Source organism: Streptomyces sp. NPDC058464, from assembly GCF_042721035.1.
Classification (GTDB): domain Bacteria; phylum Actinomycetota; class Actinomycetes; order Streptomycetales; family Streptomycetaceae; genus Streptomyces.
In genome coordinates this window covers 57,425-79,925 of sequence record NZ_JBHXMA010000045.1, presented here as the reverse complement: position 1 = coordinate 79,925, position 22,501 = coordinate 57,425, and the positions used below count along the sequence as shown (strand labels likewise).

The window sequence follows — 22,501 nt, the reverse complement described above, 5'->3', positions numbered from 1 at the left end:
AGGCGGCTGAGGGAGACACGTCGAGATCGCGCGTCGGCCTGCGCCGTCAGGGCGGTGAACACCGTCTGCCAGATGCCGTCGATCGCCCACGCCCGCAGCCGGTTGTCCACGCCCTTCCACGAACCGTACGTCTCAGGCAGGTCCTCCCCCGGCGAGCCGGGGACACCTGCACCCGGCTCGCGGCCTCCTTCGGCAAGGGTGTGGCCACGGTCCACCGCTGCATCCGCGAGGCCGTGGGCCTCCTGGCCACGCTGGTTCCCACACTTCAACAGGACCTCGATCACGCGGCATCCGAGGCGTTCGTAATCCTGGACGACACCCGGCTGCCCAGTGACCGGATCGCCACCGACCGGCCCTTCCACTCGGGCAGGCACCGCAAGCACGGCATGCATGTCCAAGCCCTCGCCGACCCGTTCGGCCGCCTGTTGCGGGCCTACGCCGAACTGCCCGGAACCGGGAACGACATCAAGGCGGCCTGCACTCACCGCATCATCGACGCCTTGGCCGAGGCCGGCCTGACCTGCGAGAGCAACTGGCATACAGGGAGCAAAAGTTCACCAAACACCTCCAGTGGATCCCGGACACCGGACGTCGTGCTCGCAGGCCTCGTGGTCCCCCGGTAGGGTTCTGCCCAGACGTTGATGATCAGTATTGGCACGACGACATACCGTCACGTCTTCTCGGTGGTCGGCGTTCTGGGCTGGCTGTGGGGGCGTGTGATGACCTTCGGTGAGAAGTTGCGGGATCTGCGCCGGGCTTCAGGGCTGACACAGGAGGAGCTCGCCCAGGCCGCCGGGCTGACGGCCAGGTCGATCAGGGATCTGGAGCGGGGCCGCCGGCAGCGGCCGCAGCGCCGCACGCTGGAGCTGCTGGTGACGGCGTTGGGACTGACCGACGCCGACGCGCTGCTTGCCGCGGACCGTTCCGGTCGGCAGGGCGGTCCTCCGGCCGATGACAGCGCCACCGAATCAGGTCTGCTCGATCGTCGCCGTCAGCTGGCGGTACTTGACCGCGTGGCCGGTGAGGCGCGGGCCGGCCGGGGTGCGGTGGTGCTGGTGCGGGCGGGCGCGGGGATGGGGAAGACCTCCCTGGTGAACGCCTGGGCGGAGGCCGAGCAGCCGCGGGGGATCAGGGTGGTGCGGGGCAGCGGGGCGGAGCTGGAGCAGGACTTCGCCTTCTCGGTACTGCGGCAGTTGGCCGAGCCGCTGCTGGCCCGGGCCGGTCGGGCCGGGCGGGAGCGGCTGCTCTCGGGTCCGGCGGAGCCGGCATCGCACGCCCTGCGGGTGGCTGGACTCGGTGACGCCGGAGGCCTGTCGGCGGAGGCGTCTCAGGGCCTGCTGCACAGCCTGTACTGGCTGATGGTGCATGTCACGGACGACGGGCCGGTCGCTCTGGTGGTCGATGACGCGCACTGGGCCGACGGCCCGTCCCTACGGTGGCTGGAGTACCTGGCGCGGCGTCTGCGTGGTCTGCCGTTGCTGCTGGTGCTGACGGCACGGCCGGACAGCGGAACCGGGGCAGAGCCGCTGCTGGAGCGGATCGCCGCCCAGCCGCACTGCGTGCGGGTCGGGTTGCCGGCGCTGGGCGTCGACAGCGTGGCGGGGCTGGTGCGGGCGAGTCTGGGGCAGGACGCCGAACCACGGTTCGTCGCCGCCTGCGCCGAGGCGACCCAGGGCAACCCCCTGCTGCTGCGCGAGTTGCTCCGCACCCTTGCCGGCAAGGGTGTCAGGCCCGTCGGCGACCAGACGCATCTGGTCGAGGAGTTCCGCGGCCGGATCCTGGCGGACACCGTGGTCAAGCGGCTGACGGGCCAGCCGGAGCCGACCCGGCGTCTGGCCGAGGCCCTGGTGGTGCTGGGGGACGGAACTGACTGGCATCTGGCGGCCGAACTGTCGGAGTTGGGCGAGGCGCAGGCCCGTGAGCACGGGCGCCGGCTGCGGCGGATCGGTGTGCTGGCACCCGGTGAGCCGGTGCGGTTCGATCATCCCCTGGTCCGTGCCGCGATCGCCGAGTCCGTCGTCGGACCGGTGGAGCTGGCCGCCGGACACGCGCGGGCGGCCGAACTGCTGCGGCGCGAGGGGGCGGCCGGCGACCTGGTCGCAGCCCACCTGCTGCTGGCCGAACCGAGCGGTGAGCCCTGGCGGGTCGAGGCCCTGCGGCAGGCGGCGCGGGCCACGCGTGGCCGAGGCGCCCCGGAGGTCACCGCGGGCTATCTGCGCCGGGCGCTGCGGGAGCCGATGTCCGGCAAGGAACGCGGTCCGCTGCTGCTGGAGTTGGGCAGCGACGAGTTGCAGCTCGATGTCGGCGCCGCGCGGCATCATCTGACGCAGGCATCCGCGGTGTTGACGGACCCGTACTCCCGCGCCCATGCGGCCTATCTGCTCGCCAACGCGCTGTTCCTCGGGCATGAGCACGCGGACGCCGTCGAGGTGCTCGCCCGCGCGGTGGAGGACCTGCGGCAGGCCGACGACGGCACCGGGGCGGCCCGTGAGGTGTCATGGTTTCTGCAGGCCCAGCTGCTCCTGATCGGCTATGATCAGCTGTCCACTCTCCCCGCGGCCCGGAAACTCGCCGACCGGCTGTGGGGTCACAAGCTGGCCGGTGACACCCCGGGGGAATGCGCGGTCCTGGCCGCGCTGGCCGCCTCGGCCGTCGCCGGGGATGCCGGCGCCGAGGTCGCCAACAGCCTTCTGGACCGGGCTCTGCGCGGCGGGTTGGCGGCCATGGACCAGTCGCAGATGCTCGTGAGTCTGGCCGGGACGGTCTTCCTGACCACGGACCGTCTCGACGACGCGGCCGCGCGGTTCGCGCAGATCGCCGACATCGGTGCGCGGTGGGGCGTGTTCCTCATGGTGTCGACGGCGCTGATCTGGCAGCTCAGGGTCCACGCGCGCCGCGGCCGACAGCTGGCACTCACGGCGGACTTCGGACATCCCGCCGTCACGGACGACGAGGGTCTGGAGCCGCGGGCACGGCTGGCGCTGATGGCCCAGGTGGGCGAATCGCTGATCGAGCGGGGCGACCTGGCCTCGGCCGCACGGCTGCTGGTGCCGGACGCCGACACCGACCGGGGCGGCTGGGTGTGGCAGGGACCGATGCTCCTCGCCCGCAGCCGCGTGTACGCCGCGCGGGGCAACCGGGCCGCCGCCCTCACGGTCCTGCTGGAGTACGGTGCGCAGGAGAAGCGGACGCGGGTCACGAACCTCACCGGGGCGCCCTGGCGGTCGCAGGCGGCGCTGCTGCACCTGGCGCTCGGACAGCGCACCGACGCACTTCAACTGGCCACCGAGGAACTGGAGCTGGCCCACCGCTGGGGCACCGAGCGAGTGATCGGCCTGGCGTCGCGTTGCCTGGGTGTCGTCACGGGCGGCGCCGAGGGGGAGGCCCTCCTCCGCGAGGCCGTCGCCGTGCTGGAGCGGTCTCCGGCCCGCCTCGAACTGGCCCGGACCCGGTACGAGCTGGGCGTCGCACTGTCGCGCAGAGGAGAGACCCACCAGAGCGGCCAGGTTCTCACCCAGGCGCTGGACCTCGCCGATGCCTGCGGCAGTGTCCTCCTGGCGAGCCGGGTCCGCCGGGCGCTGACCGAACTGGGGGTGCGCCCGAGAGCCGCGCCGGCAGTCGCCCCGAGTCTGTCGCTGACCGAGCACCGGGTACTGGAGCTGGTAGGCGCCGACTACAGCGACCGTCAGGTCGCCCAGGCACTGCTGCTGACTCCGCAGGACGTGACCGGCCTGGTGGAGCGAGTGGGCCGCACGCTGGGGGTGACCAACCGGTCGGAACTGGTACGCCTGGCGGGAGCCGGCCACGCCCGGTAGGTACCGCGGGGCTCGAGAGCGGGCTTCCCGCCACACCCCAGTCGGCTTACCCAGGACCTGGATGTCACGGTCGCCGGGGAGCCTGGAACCGGACGTCGCCGGAGGTGTGCGCTTCTGGCTCACGCTCCCGATTACCTCAAGGGCCCTCTGGGGGCTCGTGGTAGGCCCAAAAAGCCGCTTGTTGTCGATCTTGTGGTTCGGCCCGATGGCGTCCGTCGCCCATTCGGCCGAAGGCCGTTGGTGGTGATGCCGACTGTCATGTGGGCCTGGGGTGGGACTGTGAGCCGCGCCTGTCAGCTGCGAGACGGCGTGGTCGCTCGTGTACCGAGTGACCGACACGAGTGAGCGGGACCAGATCAACCGTGACGACGCCGACCATCCACACCCGGGACAGAGCAGGTGAGATCGTCGGTGCCCAGGCCGGCTGCGCCGAGCCGGCATCCGGCGCACCAGGCCTCCTTTCTCGCCCGGTGCCTCGGACTGCTGGACGTGCGTTCAACCTGAGTGATGTGGCAGCGGAACTCCCGTGACGGTGAGCGAGCCGTTCAGTGCCAGATCTTGGGAGAAGACATGGGTCCACGCGACCTTCAGGCTCCGCGCCGATGTCGGTACGGTCTGATCCAGCGTCAGCGTGTCGGAGACGGTGCCGCCGGCCGGCACGGTGATCGGTGCGAGCGGGTGTGCCGTGTAGGAGTTGCCTTGACCATCGGTCGCGGTGAAGTTGGAAAAAATCGGCAGGGTCACCGATGCGGCGGCGCCGTCGTGCGCGCTGACCGTCAGACTGACGTTCCCGCCCGCGTTGACGACCTTGACGACGGTCATGGTCAGGGCGCCGTCGGCGGCGGACCACGCGCCGGTGGCCGTCGCGGCGGGGAGCGGTGTGGGGGACGTCGTCCGGCTTCCGGTCCCGGAACCGGCCGACTGGCCGAGCCCCTGGGCGATGGACGGTGGTGTAAGCGACTGGTCGTCGCTCTGCAACTCCCCGGCGATGCGCCCGCCCACGGAGGCGAAGCCGATCAGGAAGATGTTCAGGAAGACCAGGCCCGCCAGCATGGGCACGGTGCCCTGCTTGGCGCCGCGTTGGTCCACCACGCAGCGCATCGGGTTCCCCGCGCTGTAGCGGATGTTGACCGGATCGCCGGGGATCAGGAGTTTGTCGACCGCGCTGCGCATCGGTGAGGCGGTGATCAGCTCACCGGTCTGCGTGGTGAAGCGCACCACCGGGCGAATCGTGGTGGAGGAGGAGCTCAACTGCGTGGCCGTGTCGACGTGATGGGTCACCGTGATGTTGATCCGCACGACCTCGCCGGTCGTGGGCACGCCGCTCTTCAGCAGCTGACTCCGGCGTGCCCACCACAGGAAGGCGCCGATATCGACGGCCAGCAGGCCGGCTAGCGGCAATAGCACGAATATCAACCACATAACTGCCCCTCAACGTCAATCCCTCGAATCGTCAGGAGTCTTACCCTGCGCCGAATCCCGGCGTCAACTTCGGTCCTTCAGCCGTGGTCACCCTTTGGTGTGCGCGTTCCGACCGAAATATGCGCAAGGATCCCGCGGTCTGATCGCGGTCGGTGGCGCGTGACCAGGAGCATGGGGCCCGCGCTCTTGGTTTGTTCCGTAAAACTTCCGGTATTCCGTCCGGTTCTTCTTCCTGGTGTCCCGCAATGACGAGGCGATGACTACGGTCTCCCCGGCCGGATTCTGCTGCACGGCCGAATTGAGTAGCAGAGTCGACGCCGGAGCCAAAACTCCCGCACACCCCCTGCCGTCAACACCGTTGGATCCAGCCCGGATTGCCAGGTGGGCCACGAACCGCTGCCAAAGCCATGGGCCAGCGGCGCAGTCCAACAGCAGCTCATCATGCGGAACTTGACAGGGAACGGACCATGTCGGATGACACGGCCCACGCCATCCACGAGTCGCAGACCCTGTGCATCGAACGCGTCCACGAAGCCCCCGCCATCGAGACCGCCTGGACCGTAGCCGCCTACGAGACACCCGTCTCCGACCGCATGTGGGTCCTCACCGCGACCGGCTCCACCCCCGCCCCGGTGCTGCAGGATCTGCTCACCCACCTCGCCGACGGCTACGGCTGGGACACCGCCATCGGCGCCCCGGTGGACGAGAAGAAGGTCACCACAGTCACCCGGCCGCTCTCCGACGCCGGATGGAAGCACACCGTGGACGGGCGATGGCTCCGCCGGACGTCCCCCGACGAGGACGCCTGCGTCCAGTTCGACGCTTTCACCGCACAGCACCCGAATCAGAACCTGGCCACCGGGACCGTCTGGGCCGGACCCGGTCCGGACCGGCCCACCTGGGTCATCACCGCGTCCCCGCACACCCCGCGTTGGCTGCCGACCGATCTCTGCGAATCCCTCGCCCACGAGTCCGGCACGCGCCAGGCCCAGCCGGGCCGCGAGCACAAGACCCGCCTCGCCGCCAGTTCGCCGGCAGCTCCGGCGGTCACGGCCGGCCGCCCCGGCAGCCGTTCACGCTGATCATCGGCCCACACGAGCGGGGCAACAGGGCGCGGGATCGCCGGTTGGCCGAACCGGCGATCCCGCGGACCGTAGTCAGTCCACCGCCACCCCCTGCCCGACCGTCGAAAGGCCCCCGCCCACGACCTCAGACACAACACGGAGCGCAGCCCACCAGGAGACGGACGGCGGCATCCGATCACGCCGCGGCGCAGCTCGCCCGGAACAGATCCTGCGCCCGCTCCACGTCCCTCGGCGTACGGATCTGCACCTCCAGATCGCCCGTCCCGCGGTGACCGAGACCGGACACGTCCCGGGTGAAGCCCGGAGGGAGGTCGACGTCCTTCGGGTCGGCCTTCAGGTGGACCAGCAGCTTGGTGCGCTGCGGCGGGCACAGGCAGGCGAAGTTCCGCAGCCGCTGACAGGCCCGGTAGCTCTTGCGCTCAACCCGGTTCACGCCGTCACCGAGCCCGAGCAGAACCTCGTCGACCGCGCCCGTCAACTCCATCATCGCCGCGCCCTGGACGTCGGCCACCGCTCGGGCAACCGGCTGGCGCCGTGCCAGGCGGCAGCGACTGCCGACGGCTTTCGTCTCAACCCTCGGCAGCAACCGCCTGTGATCATCGGACTCACCGGAGCAGCTTTGCCAGCACACCCCACCGACCCCGCTCGCGGCCATTCCCTGGGGAGAATCTGGGGGGTATAAGCGGCGCTGGGGAGCGCGTGGGGAGAATCGACTGCGTAACCGGGCACGAGCGTGAAAGGCCCGGAAAGACGGATCAGCCCAGGCCAGAGAGGTTCCCAGCAGCATCACCGCAGGTCAGCGCCACCAGGTAGACGACTTCAAGAAGATCTCCTCCTGGGCCGCCATCCTCTTCGCCCCGACCCTGGTCGGCACGATCTACGGCATGAACTTCCGGGCGATGCCGGAGTTGCACTGGGTGCTCGGATACCCCTTCGCCATCGTGCTGATGGCGGTCGTGTGCACCAGTCTGTACTTCATCTTCAAGCGGAAGGACTGGCTCTGAGCAACCGGCCGCTGGGGGTCCGTGCCAGGCCGCGCGGGAGCCGAGGTAGACGCCAGAAGGCCCGCCGAAGGCCGCCGGGGAGAACGAGACGCGCGCCGCTTCGGCCGACCCTCCCCAGCCCCGGAGCCACTCGCTCTTGACGACACTTCCGCACCGCCGCCGACGAAGCGCTCGTTCGGGACGGAGAGTAAGCAGTCCCGGGCTGAGGGGGGCGTCACGGGAAAACCGGTGGAGAAGGTCGCAGTAGAGCTGCGAACTCCGGGCCGGGGGCACGCTGCTGCGCCGGCTGCGCATTCCGAGCCCTCGGCGCGACGCCCGCGAGCATCAGCTGTACGCCCTGCCGGTCCACTTGGCGGGCCTGCCCTCACAGAAGGGCTCCCGCAGGCATCCGGCCTGCGGGAGCCCTCCCTTGTTCCGCCTGCCGTCGTGAAGGGTGAGAAGACGATCACGAGGCAGGACGCTCGGGGGGGGCAGGGCGTCAGGGGCGGAGGAACAGGCTGTCGCCGCGCTCCTTGGCGGCGGCGTAACGGCGGGCCACGTCCTGCCAGTTGACGACCGCCCACATGGCGTCGATGAAGTCGACCTTCTGGTTCTTGTACTGGAGGTAGAAGGCGTGCTCCCAGGCGTCGAAGACCAGGACCGGGGTGGAGCCCTGCCCGACGTTGCCCTGGTGGTCGTACACCTGCTCGACGATCAGGCGGCCGATGACCGGCTCGTAGGCGAGGACGCCCCAGCCGGAGCCCTGAGTGGTGGCCGCCGCCTTGGTCAGCTGGGCCTTGAAGCCCGCGAAGGAACCGAAGGACTCGGCGATCGCGTCGGCCAGGTCACCCACGCCGTCCGCGGCCAGCGGCTCGCCGCCGCCGCCCTTCGGGCCGGTCATGTTCTGCCAGTAGATGCTGTGCAGGATGTGGCCGGAGAGGTGGAAGGCCAGGTTCTTCTCCAGGCCGTTGATCGAGCCCCAGGTCTCCTTGTCCCGCGCCTCCGCCAGCTGCTCCAGCGCGTCATTGGCGCCCTTCACGTAGGCCGCATGGTGCTTGTCGTGGTGCAGCTCGATGATCTCGGGGCTGATGACCGGGGCGAGCGCCGAGTAGTCGTACGGGAGCTCCGGGAGCGTGTACACCGGCATGTCGAACATCCTCCGACGTTATTGCGACTAATATGCAACTGCAGGCTACCAGCAGGAACTGTAAGGCGCCGATCAGGCAGGGGTCCTAGGACCCCTGCCGTGTCGCGCACATCAACAGCGGCATTACGGCACAGCCAGGGGCGCGCGAACTGCTCCGGGTGCGCGGCCCGCGCCGCACTCCGGACCGGCTGCGGATACTCGCCCCGCTCTCCGGTTCGGAGCGCCCGCCCTCGACGGCGGAAGTCGGGCGGCGAGTGGATGCGTCGGCGCCCAGGACATCAGGGCGTGGCTCCGCCGGCGAGTCACGGAAGGGGCCACCCTGCGGGAGCTGACAGCGGCCACCGGGCGCAGCATCCCCAGGGCGGCGGCCCGGATCGGCCCCCGCCGAGCACCATCTGACGCCCTGTCAGGAATTCGGCGCAACTCCGCCCCGGAGACCAGATCCCGGCCTTGCTCGCCTCACCCCTCCGCTCCGCCCCCTGCGCCCCGACGAGAACTCCTGACCAAATCGTCACCGAAATCGCCAACAATCCAGAGGTAATCCTGGGCCAATCCCTGGACTCCTTGCCTACGGTCTGGGACTCGAACGAGCCGCACAGCCCGCCTACCCACGGTGTCGCCCAGGAGGTGCACAGGTACGGCTGTGACCACGCAACCCACCGCACAAGGAGGTCTACTGGTGGACATCAACCGCCGAGCCGTTCTCCGGGGCGCCGCGGCCATAGCCGCGTTAGGAATCGCCGAGAGCGCGGCAGGCACAGCCTTCGCCGCCGCTTCGTCGTCGTCGAGCACGTCCTCCACGTACTCGCTGGAGTTCGACTCCACCGCCTGGTCGTACGACTCGACCAACGACGTGTACTACCAGATCGGGACGATGTACTGCACCGACCCGGCCGCCACGGACTACGAGAACCTGTCGGTCTACGTGCCGGGCGCCTATCTGACGGCCACCGTGAACAGCGACGGGACCACGTACACCGCGACGGTCAACGCCGGCGGCACCGTCGGCTCGTACACGGGAAGCACCGCGCCGATCGTGATCCCCGTCAACACCCCTGGCTACGCCGCGCAGTCGCCGGCCACGTCCTACAGCTACAGCAGCGTCTCGGAATACCTCGAGGCCGGTCTCGTCTACGTGTGGCCGGGCCTGCGCGGCCGGGACAGCTCCACCAGCAGCCGCTCCGACGCAGCCCCCTGGGGCGTGACCGACCTCAAGGCCGCAGTCCGCTTCCTCCGGTACAACCAGAGCCTCCTGCCCGGCAGCACGGACGACATCGTCCTGTTCGGCATGAGCGGCGGCGGCGCCCAGGACACCGTGGCCGGCGCGTCCGGCGACAGCTCCCTGTACGACCCCTACCTGACCGCCATCGGCGCGGCGACCGAGGACGCCGACGGCAACACCCTCAGCGACGCGGTCGCCGCCGTCATGGCCTGGTGCCCGATCACCAACCTCAACGAGGCCAACCTGTCCTACGAGTGGAACATGGGCCAGTTCGCCTCGACGAGCACCCGCGCGTCCGGGACCTGGACCAGCGCCTACTCGACGGACCTCGCGAAGGCCTGGCCCACGTACCTCAACAGCCTGGGTCTGACCGACAGCGACGGCAACACCCTGGAGCTGACCGAGTCCGACAGCGGCGTCTACCTGGCCGGCAGCTACTACGACCACGTGGTCGAGGTGATCACCACCTCGCTGAACAACTTCCTGTCCGACACCACCTTCCCGTACACGTCGTCCGGGACCACGTACGAGACGGCCGACGACTACATCGCCTACCTCAACACCGACAGCACCTGGGTCACCTACGACTCATCGGCCAACACCGCGACGGTGTCCGGCCTCGAAGGCTTCGTCACCAGTCAGAAGACCGCGAGCAAGCCGGTCGGCGCGTTCGACGGGTACTCCCGCGGGCAGACCGAGAACAACGTCTTCGGGATGGGGCTCGACTCGCCGGCGCACTTCGCGCCGCTCACGCGTGACGTCGTCGCGGCCAACGAGTCGACGTACGCCACGTACTCCGACTGGGACTCCGACTACGGCTCCTCGTCGTACGACAGCGACTTCGCCGAGACGGACAGCGTCGGCGAGGAGATGGCCTGGCGGACCGACGCGTACAACCCGCTGTACTTCCTCTCCTCCGCCTTCGACGGCTACCAGCAGTCGACGGTGGCGCCCCACTGGCGCATCCGCACCGGCATCATGCAGGGCGACACCGCCAACACGACCGAGATCAACGTCGCGCTGGCCCTGCAGAGCTACGACGGCGTCAGCGACGTCGACTTCGCCACCGTGTGGGGCCAGGGACACACCGAAGCCGAGCGCACCGGCGACTCGACGACGAACTTCATCAGCTGGGTGGAGTCCGTCCTCGGGTAGTTCCCCCGGTCGTCCGAACAGTCCGGGGGCCCGGCCGACACTCGCCGGCCGGGCCCCCGGCACCGGAGCGGAGACGCTCCCGCCGGCCCGACCTCCCGCACCGCCCGGGCCGGCGCCCGGGCGACCCCGGTCATGCTCGCGAACACCACCACGTTGTCCGGGTGGTAGTGCCGGTCTCCGCAAGCGCGGGTCCGGCCGACTGGTGCAATGGCTGCCCACGGTCTCCGCAACCGTCGTGACCGTGCTCGGTCTCATCATCACGGTCGACGGCATCTGCGGGCTCACCGGCTGAACCAGACGGCCGCCGGGCCCTGCCTTGTCCAGCAGCGTACTGGTGGCCGGTTTCCCGGCCGTCGCGCCCCTGCCGTGGGGGCTTGCCCGCCGCGCTTCGCCCACTCCGCGCCCTGATCGGCCGCATCCAGGCCGGGCCAGAACCGGAACACGTGATTCCGTGAAGTCCGTCACAGCGAACCTGGGACCTAGGCGTGCCGGATAGTAGAGGACGCTCTGGCGATATATGGGACTTGTCCGTCTTGGGGTGCGCATGCGCCACGCCTGGATTCACGGCTTTCCGCCTGCAAGCAACCGCCGCCCGTTCTGCACGCACGCAGGGATTCTGACGGGTCGGCAGAATCCCGCAGAGGTCCCGGCAGCCGGACCAGTGCACCCCGCTGCCGCGGCGAGGGCCGCCGGAGCCTACGAAGCGGGCTAGTACCGAGGCCCTTTGCGCTCCGTGTGAAGGCTTCATAAGAATGACGGCCCGCAGGACACCGCCGCAGCTCAGGAGCGGGTTACGCATGGGTAGACATCGCAAGAACACGCATTACCGGCGGATAGTCATCGCCGCCGTCGCCGTGGGCGCCGTGGGCATACCGTCCGCCGCCATGGCCTGTACCAATTGGCCCGACAGCGGCGGACGCCGGTCCGACGGCGCCGAGAACACCACGACGAAGGGCTGGTGGAACGACGCGAGCTGGGGCCGCCCCTGGAACGCCACCAGCCAGGCCGACGAGCCGTCGTCGACGACATCGGCGGCGCCGAGCGCCACGAAGACTCCGAGTGCCTCCGCAAACGCCGCGAAGACTTCTCGCACCTCGGCGAGCGCCAGGAAGACCACCGTGCCCAGGCCGAAGGCCACACCGCGCCGGCACACCGTCCGGACGACCGCGCCCAGGCCCATCACCACCGCGTCGCCCAGCCCCCGGACCACCACCACCGCCGCCGCCACTTCCGCGGCCCCCAAGCCGTCGAGCACCCCGAAGGCCACCGCCACGGCGTCCGGAGTCGTCGCTCGCATCGTGTCGCTCGTCAATGCCGAGCGCAGCAAGGTCGGCTGTTCGGCCCTGACCCTGAACACGACCCTGACCAAGGTCGCACAGGCACACAGCGAGGACATGGCGCTCCACCAGAACATGTCGCACTCCGGGTCCGACGGCTCCTCCCCCGGAGACCGGATCACCAGCGCCGGATACACCTGGAGCGCCTACGGCGAGAACGTCGCCTACGGTTACGCATCTCCCGAGCAGGTCATGGCTGCCTGGATGGCCAGCCCCGGCCACAAGGCCAACATCCTCAACTGCACGTTCAAGGAGATCGGCGTCGGTCACGCACAGCCCGACGACTACTGGACCCAGGACTTCGCCACCGCCCGTTGAGCGGGCGCCGCCTGCCGTCGCGGTCACGTCGTCGCGGTCACGCCGTCGCGGTCACGTCGGCTCGGGTACGACGGCGACGGGGCAGGCGGAGTGGTGCAGTACCCCGTGGGCCACGCGGCCCAGCTGGAGCCCGAAGTGGCCGGGGCGGCGCCTGGCTCCGACGACCAGGAGGCCGGCGTCGTGCGAGGCGTCCACGAGGACGTCCCGGGTGTGGCCCTCGACCGTGTGGCTGGTCGATTCGATGTCGACGGGGGCGTCCTGGAGGGCCGCCTTCAGGCAATCCACCGCCTGCTGCTCGTGCAGGCGCGCGGGCTCGCCGGCGAGGAGGGGGTGGTCGGTGGTCTCGTGCGCGGGGCACCGCCAGGCTCGTACGGCCTCCACCGGCACCCCGCGCCGGCGCGCTTCCTCGAAGGCGAACCGCATGGCCGCGGAGCCGGTCGGCCTGTCGCCGACGCCCACGACGACACGGCCCTGGGTGGCGGAGCCGGCCCGGTTGTCGTGGTTGCCGCAAGGGGCTCGCCGAAGGCTCGTACGACCGCTGCCTTCATGATCTGTTCTCTCCTCGGGGTCAGCCGTGGGCTACGACGGCGACGGGGCGGGGTGCCGGTTCGAGCTTTGCCCTCGGACGAGGCGCCCGGCGGACGTCCGTGAAGCACCCCGCAGTGCCCACCCCTCCAGTGGGCAGGTCGTCTCGCACCCTGCTCGAACGGCGGGGCCGGGGTGGCCGCAGGGTGCCGAACGGCTCTCCGCCGGTGCCGGGCGGCCCGGTCGAGGGGCCGGGTGGCCCATGGCCCGCCGGCAGTCGTCGAAAGGACGCTGGACATGGCAGTTCCGACACTTCTTCCGGGAGGCACGCCATGATCACCGCGCCCACCCCCAGCATGCTGCGCGCCCTGCCCGCCGAGCACCGCGAGCGGCTCATGCGCGTCGCCCGCGAGGTGAGTTTTCCGCAGGGGACGCGGCTGTTCGACGAGGGCGGCAGGGCCGACCGGTTCTGGATCATCCGCTCGGGCACCGTCGAGCTCGACATGCACGTACCCGGCCGGCAGGCGGCCGTCATCGAGACCCTCCGGCACAGCGAACTCGTCGGCTGGTCCTGGCTGTTCGCGCCGCACGCCTGGCACCTGGGCGCCGAGGCGACGACCCCGGTGCGGGCGTACGAGTTCGACGCGACCGCCGTCCGCCTGATGTGCGAGGAGGACCCCGCGCTGGGCAACGCCGTCGCCCTGTGGATGGGGAGCATCCTCGCCCACCGCCTCCGCTCCACCCGGACCCGGCTGCTGGACCTGTACGCCCCGTACGGCGCCGGCACCGTCGTCTGAGCTCCGGGCCACCCCGAGAGGGAGCACCACCATGCACGGCACCCCGCACATCGTCAGCGACGTCATGACCCACACCGTCGCCGCCGTCGGCCGCAAGGCCGCCTTCAAGGACATCGTGCAGCTGATGCAGGACTGGAAGGTCAGCGCCCTGCCCGTCCTCGAAGGCGAGGGCCGCGTCGTCGGCGTCGTCTCCGAGGCCGACCTGCTGCCGAAGGAGGAGTTCCGCGACAGCGACCCCGACCGGTACACCCAGCTGCGGCGCCTGCCCGACCTGGCGAAGGCCGGCGCGATCACCGCGGAGGAACTCATGACCTCCCCCGCGCTCACCACGAGCCCCGACGCGACCCTCGCCCAGGCCGCCCGCGCCATGGCGCACGCCAAGGTCAAGCGCCTGCCCGTGGTCGACGGGCTCGGCATGCTGGAGGGCATCGTCAGCAGGGCCGACCTGCTCAAGGTGTTCCTCCGCGGTGACGAGGAGATCGCCGAGGAGGTCAGCCGCGAGGTGGTGCCCTGTCTCTTCCCGGCCCCGGTCTCGGCGATCCGGGTCGAGGTGCACGACGGAGTGGTGAAACTCGCCGGCCGCGTCAGAGACACGTCCCTGGTCCCCGTGGCCGCCCGCCTGGTCCGCGCCGTCGAGGGCGTCGTGGACGTGGACTTCGAGTTGGACGGCGGTCGAGCCCCGGACGGCCCGCCGGGCAGGGGGGCCACCTGACCGGGGGTACCGGCGGCAGCGCCCCGCCCCTGGACGGCGCGCTCGCGTCGGTCCGGACCGGAAGAACGGGCGGGGTGTGCGGCGGTTCAGCTTTCCGGTCGGGCAGGGCGGCGGTCGGTACGGGCGGTGCTGTCGGGCGCGGCCGGGGTGCGTTCGGCGGCGCGGACGATGTTGCGGGCCATGCCGCCGAAGACGACCGCGTGAAACGGCGACACGCTCCACCAGTAGAGCTGGCCGAGCAGTCCGTGCGGGTGGAAGAGGGCCCGCTGCCGGTAGCACGCGCCGCCGGCCCCCGCCTCGTCGACGTACATCTCCAGCCAGGCCAGCCCAGGCAGCCGCATCTCGGCGCGCAGGCGCAGCAGCCGCCCGCGGTCGATCTCCTCCACCCGCCAGAAGTCCAGTGAGTCACCGACCCGCAGGCGCCGCGCGTCACGTCGCCCCCGGCGCAGGCCCACCCCGCCGGAGAGGCGGTCGAGCCAGCCGCGTACCGCCCAGGCCAGCGGGAAGGAGTACCAGCCGTTCTCGCCGCCGATGCCCTCGACCACCTCCCACAGTGCGTCGGGGGTCGCCTCGGCATGGCGTTCGCGTACGTCGGTGTAGAGGCTGCCGCCGGCCCACTCCGGGTCGGTGGGCAGCGGGTCGCTGGGGGCGCCCGGCACGGCGGCGGAGGACCAGCGGGTGACGACCTGGGCGTCCCGCACGCGTTGCAGCGCGAGGGAGACGGCGCGGTCGAAACCGACCGGGTGGCCCGGCGGGCTGGGCACGTACCGCTCGATGTCCCGTTCCCGGCACACCACTTCGTGGCGCAGCGACTCCGTCAGTGGGCGGGCGATGGCGGCCGGCACGGGGGTCACCAGGCCGACCCAGTGACTGGACAGGCCGGGCGTGAGCACCGGCACGGGCACGATGAGCCGCCGGGGCAGCCCGGCGACGGCGGCGTACCCCTGCATCATCTCGAGGTAGGTGAGCACCTCGGGGCCGCCGATGTCGAAGGCTCGGCTGACGTCGGGCGGCAGGCCGGCGCACCCCACCAGGACGCGCAGCACGTCCCGTACGGCGATCGGCTGGATGCGGGTGTGCACCCAGCGCGGTGTGACCATCACCGGCAGCCGCTCGGTCAGGTAGCGCAGCATCTCGAAGCCGGCCGAGCCGGACCCGATGATGACCGCGGCCCGCAGCACGGCCGTCGGCACGCCCGAGTCGAGGAGGATCCTGCCCACCTCGGCGCGGGAGCGCAGGTGCGGCGACAGTTCCCGCTCGGGCACGTCGGCCGGGGTCAGGCCGCCCAGGTAGATCAGGCGGCCGACGCCGGCCCTGCGGGCCTGCTCGCCGAAGACCCGGGCCGCCTGCCGGTCGGTGCGCTCGAAGTCGCGGCCGGTGCCGAGGGCGTGCACCAGGTGGTAGGCGACATCGACGCCCGCCATCGCCGCCGCCACCGAGTCCGCGTCGGTGACGTCGCCCGGTACGACCTCCACCCGCCCGGCCCACGGCTGGTCACGCAGCTTCGGGGGCGTGCGCACCAGGCAGCGCACCCGATACCCGGCGTCCAGCAGCTCCGGCACCAGCCGCCCGCCGATGTAGCCGCTGGCACCGGTCACCAGACAGGTGCGCGGACCCGTGGCACCGGTTCCGTTCACGTTCGTGGTCGTCCCGGCCGTCTCGTCCGCCACGCGCACCGCCTCGGCCGTCGTCCGTGCGCCCTCGCGCCCCTCGCCCCGATACCTCTACGGTGCCGCCCGCCTGTCCTGATGCGCCGGGCGACTGCGGCATCCGGGTGACGCGGAACTCTCGCACGGCACGTCCGTCCAGGCCGGGGAGGCGCCGGGGGCAGTCGCCCCAACGGCGCACGGGCCGACCGCCGCACGCCCCTCCTCACTTCAACACTCCCTTACCGGGCACACAAAGCGCTGATAGTACGGACTCCTGCACAAGGGGGACGAAAGTGACACACACTGACACAGGCTCCGACGACGCCACCACGGGCGACGAACCGCAGGGCGAGGGCAGCGGCAGGAGCGACAACAGGACCAAGATCCTCATCGCGTCCATCGGCGCAGTCGCGGCGGTCGCCGCCGCAACCGCCGGAGCCCTGTTCGCCCAGACCGGCGGCACCCAGGGGCCATCCAAGGGCTCCCCGGTCGCCTCACCCGTCTCACCCGTCTCACCCGTCTCACCCGCGATCGAGACCGACGACCCCTGCGATCTGCAACGGCTCGCCGACTCCTGGAATCAGCCGCCGTCACAGCGCTACAACGAGACGCTCTTCGCGAACCACGACGCACCCCGCGTCTACACCCAGGTGGGCGGCCCCGCGAGGAGCCCCGAGATCAGCGTCAAGGGGCAGATGAACCTGAACATCCCGGCGGGCCAGGTCCTCTATCTCGTCACCCGGCCCGACCCCGACTCGAAGGACGAGTACGGACACCCGGGAAGCGGCCGTTTCTACCCGGGCACACCCGTCAGCCCCACGTCCGACGGCTGCTGGGAGGACGACAACCACTCGGTCGGCTACCCCGGCGTCGAGGGGATCAGTGAGACCTACCTGCTCGTCCTCGTCGGTTCCGACCAGGCGGCGAAGTTCCCGGCCGACCGCAAGGCGAAGGACTGGGACGGATACAGCGCGGACGACTGGCGGGCGATCAGCAAGATCGACGTCATGAACTTCCATGTCTCGACGGCCTAGTGCCGCTCCCGTGGACCGACTTTAGGCAATGCCGTCCTGCGCGGCCCTGCGCTGGGCCGAGGACGGCATCCTCGACCGCGCGCGCCGTCCTCGGCCTCGACGGAATCCTCGGCCTCGGTGTCATCCCGCGGCGGTGAGCGCCCCCAGGGCGCTCGCCTGGGTCCGCCAGTCGCTCTGGTTGGGGCTGGTGCCGGCCCAGCGTTCGCCGAGGGCGTTGAGGGCGGTCCGGTCCTGTGCCCACAGGGTGTCCGCCTGCTGCTGGATGTAACTCCGGTACGTTCCGGCGCCGGTGGCGGTCGCCAGGTCGGCGAGGTTCCGCATGAAGATGCCCTTGAACTGCTTCTGGTTGTCGTCGCAGGACGCCGAGCCGACGTCGCAGGACTCGGTGAGCACTCCGCCGACGGTCAGCGCCGAGTTGCCGATCGCGGCGTCGGCGAGGGCCCGCGCGGTGGTCAGCAGGGAGCTGTCTCCGGTCGACCTCCACAGTTCGGTGAAGCCGCCGATGGCCAGCCCCTGGTTGTAACTCCACACGGTGGAGCCGTTGTCGGCGCAGGCGGCGGTCAGGCCGTCGTTCACCAGGCCCGAGGAGTCGATCAGCCCGCCGGCCCGGTACCAGGCGGCGGACGTCTTCGCCCGCTGGAGCCATACCGTGTCGCCCGGGATGCGCTGGTGCAGTGCGGTGGTCAGCCACAGGTACTGCCCGTTCGTCACCGCGTTCTTGTAGGTCCGCTCGCGGTCCCACCACACGCCACCGCCGCAGGTGCCGGTGTCCCAGTACTGCTGGACGTAGTTCGCGATGGTCACGGCCTCATTGAGATACCGGGAGTCGCCGGTGTAGTCGTACGCGTCGATCCACGCGATGGCCCACCAGCCCGAGTCGTCGATGGAACGGCTGATGAAGTCGCCCTCGATCGCGTCCGTACCGCGCACCCCGGCGGCGAAGGCGCCCTTGTTCCGGTCGAAGGTGCGCGCGACGACCCAGTCGTAGTCGTGCGTGCCGGTGGTCCTCGCGAAGTCGACGAGGGCGGTGAGGGTGGCCGCCGAGTTCCACCAACTGCTGGGCCACCAGCCGTTGTAGGGGTCGTACGAGGTCATCAGCGCGTCCGCCGCCGCGCGCGCCCTGGTCGGTGCGGGCCTGACCCATGCGGTGCAGCTGCCCTCGTTGTGGCTCGCCTCCCGGCCGCAGGCGCGGACCGCGCCGCCGTAGAGGAGGCCGCGCGGGTCGCGGACGGCGTACATCGCGGTACGGGTGCCGGTGGCTCCGGACGGGGTGCCGGTACGGCCGAGGGAGGAGCCGTCCGGCCAGGTCGAGCCACCGTCCCAGGAGCGGTCGAGCCAGATCTCGTCACCGGCGCCGCCGCTGTCGATGCTCGCCCAGGCCATGGAGTTCCGCTGGTCGACGTGGAGCCGGATGGTGCGGCCGTAGAGGGTGGTGGACGGTACCGGCTGGTCGTCGCCGGCCGCCCGGTCGGCGCTCGTGCCGTCGCAGAGGGTGTCGCAGACGGTGGGGTAGACCCAGTTCGTGCAGCCGACCCCGGCCGCGTCGCCGCAGGCCCGGACCAGCCCTCGGCGGTGGCCGCGGGGGTCGGTGATGTTGTACATCAGCGTCCTGGTGCCGGTCCAGGTGCCCGGGATGCTCGCCTTGCCGAGCAGCCCCTCCCAGGTGGCGCCGCCGTCCCAGGACCGGTCCAGCCACACCGAGTCCCCGGTCACGCCGTCGTCGATGCTGGCCCACGCCATGTCGTCCGCGTCGGACACGTGCAGTTCCAGGCGACGGCCGTCGAGATCCTTGTCCGGCACCGGGAAGGTCTCCTGGCGGGCCTGCGAGGGGTCGAGCGTGTCGCAGGCGAGGACGCAGACCTGGGTGGCGGCGGACGCGGGCGCCGCCGCCGGGGCGAGGACGGCGAACGCGAGCGCGGCCGACAGCAGGAAGCCGAGAAGACGGCGCATGACAACGATGTCTGAACGACGTGAGGACACCGGGACTCGCCTCGATTTCGCGATGGGGGACGACGGTCGGCGCACGTGACGGGGGCCGGCGGCTCCGGTCGAGCCGGGCCGGAATCGGGCACTGGTCCATACCTGTCAACGAGGCAGTGAACCGGCTCGGCGAGGCCCTGTCAATGCATCAAGGGCACCCTGTTCCAAGGGAGTTGAGAGGCGGCCGAGACGGGTTGACACCCGGATTTCGGGCGCCCATCATCGGTGGAACTTCGGCGAGGCTCCTCGTGCATCCACCTGTCGCAACCGGCACCGGGCCTCGTGCGGCGCGGTTTTGAATCGTTTCAGGCAACCATCGGCCGGATTCCCCGGCACCCGCACCCCCCACCCCAGGAGGTCTCCATGCGCCGTCGTTCACCGCTGAGCAGACCGCCGGGCCGGCATCATCTGGTCGGCCTGGCCGTCGTCGCGGCCACCGCGCTCACCGCGAGTCCCGTCCCGTCCGCCGACACCGTCGTGCCCGCATCCGTCGTGCCGGCATCCGTCGGGGCGGCCTCGACGGGGGCCCGGGCGGCGGCGGTCGACCCCCTCAACTACTCGCCGACCTCACGCACCCTGACGCCTACCGCCGTCCACCGGACGTCCGGCAGCGTCGCGAACCCGCAGAACGTGCTGAGCGGACAGCCGACCCGGATCTCCGGCTCGCAGTCGGCCGTCACCCTCGACTTCGGCAAGGAGGTCGGCGGCCTGGCAACGTTGTCCTTGGGGAGTGTGAGCGACAGCGGTCAGCGGGTCGGGCTGGCCTTCAGCGAGTCGTCCCTGTACGTGGGCAACGACAGCGACCGCAGCAGCGGCCGTGGCGGCGAGGACGGGGCCCTCTACGCCACGGCCTCCGCCAACGGCACGTACACGATGCCCACCGCCCAACTCCGCGGCGGCTTCCGCTATCTGACCGTCTTCCTGGACACCTCGGGCTGGGTGGATCTCAAGGGCGTGAGCCTCGCCTTCACCGCGGCCCCCGGGAAGTCCGACCCCGCCGACTACCCCAACTACTTCCACTCCAGCGACGACCTGCTCAACCGCGTCTGGTACGCCGGGGCCTACACGGTGCAGCTCGACACGATCGCCTCGGACCAGGGCCGCGCCTGGCCCCCGCCGGCCTCGGCGTGGGACAACGGCGCGACCGTCGGGGTGGGCGATTCCGTCCTGGTCGACGGCGCCAAGCGCGACCGCACGGTGTGGCCCGGCGACATGGGCATCGCCGTGCCCACGCAGTACGCGTACTCGGCCGACCTCACCTCGACCCGCAACGCGCTCACGACGATGTACGACGCCCAGTCGGCGGAGGGCGAGATCCCCTGGTCCGGGCCGCCGTTCAACCTCACCGGCTCGGACACCTACCACACCTGGACGCTGCTGGGCACGTCGACGTACTACACGTACACCGGCGACCGGGCCTGGCTGGACTCCGAATGGGGCAACTACAAGCGCGGGATGGCCTTCATCACCGGCAAGATCGACGGCAACGGCCTGCTCGACGTGACCCGCACCCAGGACTGGGCCCGGGTCGGTCAGGGCGGTGAGAACATCTCCGCCAACGCGCTGCTGTACGCCGCGCTCAGGGGTGGCGCCACCCTGGCCGCAGTGGAGGGCGACAGCGCGCTCGCCGCGAGCTGGACCGGCAGGGCGGACGCGATCAAGACGGCGGCCAACTCCCTTCTGTGGGACGCCTCGAAGGGCATGTACAAGGACAACCCCGCCAGCGGTCTGTATCCGCAGGACGGCAACTCCCTAGCGGTCTGGTACGGGTTGACCGACTCCGCGGCCAAGGCGGCGAGCGTCGTCGCGGGGCTCGGGAAGAACTGGGGCGCGTACGGCCCCACCACCCCCGAATGGGGCGGCAACGTCTCGCCGTTCGCGGGCGGCATGGAACTCAACGCCCGCTTCACGGCGAACGACGACTACACCGCGCTGGACCAGATCCGCCGGACCTGGGGTCACATGCTCGACAGTGACATCGGCACCGGAAGCACCTTCTGGGAGGGCCTCAAGGCCGACGGCGGCCTCGCCTACGGCGGTTCGTTCATGAGCCTGGCCCACGGCTGGTCCTCCGCGCCCACCTCCACGCTCACCTTCGACGTGCTCGGCACCGCACCGGAGTCGGCGAGCGGCGCCTACCGCTTCGTGCCCCACCCCGGCGACCTGACCAGCGCCGAGGGCCGCATCACCATGCCCCAGGGCGCCGTCGACGCCTCCTGGTCCCGCGATCCCGCCGCCGGCACCTACTCGGCACACCTGACCAGCCCGTCCGGCAGCACCGGCCGTATCGGCGTCCCGAAGTTCGGCGGCGGCGACGTCTCGGTGTCCGTGAACGGCACGGTCGTCTGGCACGGCGGATCCTTCACACCCGCCGCCGGCATCACCGGCGCGAGCCAGGACGGCGCCTACGTCTACCTCACCGGCGTCGCCCCGGGCAGCTACACCGTGACCGCGACCGGCCTCGGCAACCCCGCCGCACCCGCCGACCCCGCCACCACCGGTGCGCTGCGCGCGGGTTACACCCGGTGCGCCGGCGAGGGCGGCACCTGCTCCTTCAGCGGCACCCGCTCGGTGGCCTACGGCGCCGGGACCTACACGTACAAGACCGTGACCGACAGCACCGCCTGCGGCAACGACTCCTTCGGCGGCGACCCGGCGCCGAACCTCGTGAAGTCCTGCTACGTCGCCGACGCGGGCGGCCCGCCCGGCTACACCGTCTGCGCGGCCGAGAACGGCACCTGCGCCGTACCCGGTTACAACCGTGACGTCGTCTACGGCGCCAACGGCAACTTCGTGCACCAGGTCACCAACGGCTCCGTAGCCTGCTCCAACGCCCACTTCGGCGATCCCGTCGACGGTGTCGCCAAGTCCTGCTACCTGCCGTCCGCCGGAGCACCGGCCGGCGGCTGGACCAAGTGCGCCGACCAGAACGGCACTTGCCCGGCCGCCGCCGGACAGCCGGTGATGTACGGCGCGTTCGGAGCGTTCACCACCCTGCGGGCCACCGGCGACACGCCGTGCACGGACGCGAAGTTCGGCGACCCGATCCCCGGCGAGTCGAAAGCCTGTTACACCGCCGTCGGCGGTCCGGCCGGTTACGCCACGAACTGCTCGGACGAGACCGGGACTTGCGCGTTCAGCGGGCAGCAGACCGTGGCGTACGGCGCCCGGGGCGCCTTCGTCTACAGAACGTTCACCGGCGGAGTCGGCTGCACGACGGCGGCGTTCGGCGGCACGGACCCGCTGCCGGGTGTCCGGAAGGGCTGTTACCTCACCCCCTGAAATCCGGGCGGCGCGCGCCGGCACGGGCGTGCGGTGCC

General features: G+C 70.9%; 13 protein-coding genes and 3 pseudogenes. 10 read left to right on the top strand and 6 right to left on the bottom strand.

Features of this window, described 5'->3' with window-relative positions; all coding sequences use genetic code 11:
* Nucleotides 1-200 precede the first annotated feature (200 nt).
* On the top strand, nt 201-623 hold the full coding sequence (locus ACFWPQ_RS41840; RefSeq protein ID WP_384047322.1) for a hypothetical protein: 423 nt from the start codon (nt 201-203) through the stop codon (nt 621-623).
* Between the two features lie 96 nt (nt 624-719).
* A complete protein-coding gene (locus ACFWPQ_RS41835; RefSeq protein WP_384047319.1) occupies nt 720-3,815 on the top strand; it encodes an AAA family ATPase in 3,096 nt (1,031 codons plus the stop codon).
* A gap of 495 nt (nt 3,816-4,310) precedes the next feature.
* Here the strand turns inward: ACFWPQ_RS41835 and ACFWPQ_RS41830 are convergent, their stop codons facing one another.
* Entirely contained in the window at nt 4,311-5,222 is a 912-nt protein-coding gene (locus tag ACFWPQ_RS41830; protein WP_384047316.1) for a DUF3592 domain-containing protein, read from the bottom strand.
* A 482-nt stretch (nt 5,223-5,704) separates the two neighbouring features.
* On the opposite strand from ACFWPQ_RS41830, the gene ACFWPQ_RS41825 reads away from it, so the two are divergent.
* On the top strand, nt 5,705-6,319 hold the full coding sequence (locus ACFWPQ_RS41825) for a DUF317 domain-containing protein (RefSeq protein ID WP_384047313.1): 615 nt from the start codon (nt 5,705-5,707) through the stop codon (nt 6,317-6,319).
* 178 nt (nt 6,320-6,497) lie between these two features.
* Here the strand turns inward: ACFWPQ_RS41825 and ACFWPQ_RS41820 are convergent.
* Nucleotides 6,498-6,866, bottom strand: a pseudogene (locus ACFWPQ_RS41820) (DUF5655 domain-containing protein); the annotation flags it as partial.
* Nucleotides 6,867-7,128: 262 nt separating this feature from the next.
* On the opposite strand from ACFWPQ_RS41820, the pseudogene ACFWPQ_RS41815 reads away from it, so the two are divergent.
* A pseudogene (locus ACFWPQ_RS41815) lies at nt 7,129-7,326 on the top strand (CorA family divalent cation transporter); the annotation flags it as partial.
* Nucleotides 7,327-7,804: 478 nt separating this feature from the next.
* On the opposite strand, the gene ACFWPQ_RS41810 reads toward ACFWPQ_RS41815, so the two are convergent.
* A complete protein-coding gene (locus tag ACFWPQ_RS41810) occupies nt 7,805-8,452 on the bottom strand; it encodes a superoxide dismutase (RefSeq protein ID WP_384047360.1) in 648 nt (215 codons plus the stop codon).
* Nucleotides 8,453-9,131: 679 nt separating this feature from the next.
* Here ACFWPQ_RS41810 and ACFWPQ_RS41805 point away from each other — a divergent pair.
* Together ACFWPQ_RS41805 and ACFWPQ_RS41800 are read left to right on the top strand one after the other, a co-directional pair.
* Complete coding sequence (locus tag ACFWPQ_RS41805) at nt 9,132-10,829, top strand: esterase (RefSeq protein ID WP_384047310.1); 1,698 nt, start codon at nt 9,132-9,134, stop codon at nt 10,827-10,829.
* 797 nt (nt 10,830-11,626) lie between these two features.
* A complete protein-coding gene (locus tag ACFWPQ_RS41800) occupies nt 11,627-12,484 on the top strand; it encodes a CAP domain-containing protein (RefSeq protein ID WP_384047308.1) in 858 nt (285 codons plus the stop codon).
* Between the two features lie 51 nt (nt 12,485-12,535).
* Here the strand turns inward: ACFWPQ_RS41800 and ACFWPQ_RS41795 are convergent.
* Nucleotides 12,536-12,991 (bottom strand): annotated as a pseudogene (locus ACFWPQ_RS41795) (universal stress protein); the annotation flags it as partial.
* Nucleotides 12,992-13,341: 350 nt separating this feature from the next.
* On the opposite strand from ACFWPQ_RS41795, the gene ACFWPQ_RS41790 reads away from it, so the two are divergent.
* Both ACFWPQ_RS41790 and ACFWPQ_RS41785 read left to right on the top strand, forming a co-directional pair.
* A complete protein-coding gene (locus ACFWPQ_RS41790; protein WP_384047305.1) occupies nt 13,342-13,806 on the top strand; it encodes a Crp/Fnr family transcriptional regulator in 465 nt (154 codons plus the stop codon).
* A gap of 31 nt (nt 13,807-13,837) precedes the next feature.
* Entirely contained in the window at nt 13,838-14,518 is a 681-nt protein-coding gene (locus ACFWPQ_RS41785) for a CBS domain-containing protein (protein ID WP_384047302.1), read from the top strand.
* 86 nt (nt 14,519-14,604) lie between these two features.
* Here the strand turns inward: ACFWPQ_RS41785 and ACFWPQ_RS41780 are convergent, their stop codons facing one another.
* A complete protein-coding gene (locus tag ACFWPQ_RS41780; RefSeq protein ID WP_384047358.1) occupies nt 14,605-16,155 on the bottom strand; it encodes an SDR family oxidoreductase in 1,551 nt (516 codons plus the stop codon).
* 305 nt (nt 16,156-16,460) lie between these two features.
* Between ACFWPQ_RS41780 and ACFWPQ_RS41775 the strand changes: the two genes are divergently transcribed.
* On the top strand, nt 16,461-17,201 hold the full coding sequence (locus ACFWPQ_RS41775) for a hypothetical protein (protein ID WP_384047300.1): 741 nt from the start codon (nt 16,461-16,463) through the stop codon (nt 17,199-17,201).
* 120 nt (nt 17,202-17,321) lie between these two features.
* Here the strand turns inward: ACFWPQ_RS41775 and ACFWPQ_RS41770 are convergent, their stop codons facing one another.
* On the bottom strand, nt 17,322-19,151 hold the full coding sequence (locus tag ACFWPQ_RS41770; protein ID WP_384047297.1) for a glycoside hydrolase family 76 protein: 1,830 nt from the start codon (nt 19,149-19,151) through the stop codon (nt 17,322-17,324).
* A gap of 393 nt (nt 19,152-19,544) precedes the next feature.
* Between ACFWPQ_RS41770 and ACFWPQ_RS41765 the strand changes: the two genes are divergently transcribed.
* Complete coding sequence (locus ACFWPQ_RS41765; protein WP_384047295.1) at nt 19,545-22,463, top strand: alpha-L-rhamnosidase; 2,919 nt, start codon at nt 19,545-19,547, stop codon at nt 22,461-22,463.
* Nucleotides 22,464-22,501: the final 38 nt, after the last annotated feature.

Bases quoted from the DNA above. Each gene is read 5' to 3' on its own strand.
- ACFWPQ_RS41835 (WP_384047319.1), top strand. From the start codon at position 720: ATGACCTTCGGTGAGAAGTTGCGGGATCTGCGCCGGGCTTCAGGGCTG.
- ACFWPQ_RS41825 (WP_384047313.1), top strand. From the start codon at position 5,705: ATGTCGGATGACACGGCCCACGCCATCCACGAGTCGCAGACCCTGTGC.
- ACFWPQ_RS41810 (WP_384047360.1), bottom strand. From the start codon at position 8,452: ATGCCGGTGTACACGCTCCCGGAGCTCCCGTACGACTACTCGGCGCTC.
- ACFWPQ_RS41800 (WP_384047308.1), top strand. From the start codon at position 11,627: ATGGGTAGACATCGCAAGAACACGCATTACCGGCGGATAGTCATCGCC.
- ACFWPQ_RS41790 (WP_384047305.1), top strand. From the start codon at position 13,342: ATGATCACCGCGCCCACCCCCAGCATGCTGCGCGCCCTGCCCGCCGAG.
- ACFWPQ_RS41785 (WP_384047302.1), top strand. From the start codon at position 13,838: ATGCACGGCACCCCGCACATCGTCAGCGACGTCATGACCCACACCGTC.
- ACFWPQ_RS41770 (WP_384047297.1), bottom strand. From the start codon at position 19,151: ATGCGCCGTCTTCTCGGCTTCCTGCTGTCGGCCGCGCTCGCGTTCGCC.
- ACFWPQ_RS41765 (WP_384047295.1), top strand. From the start codon at position 19,545: ATGCGCCGTCGTTCACCGCTGAGCAGACCGCCGGGCCGGCATCATCTG.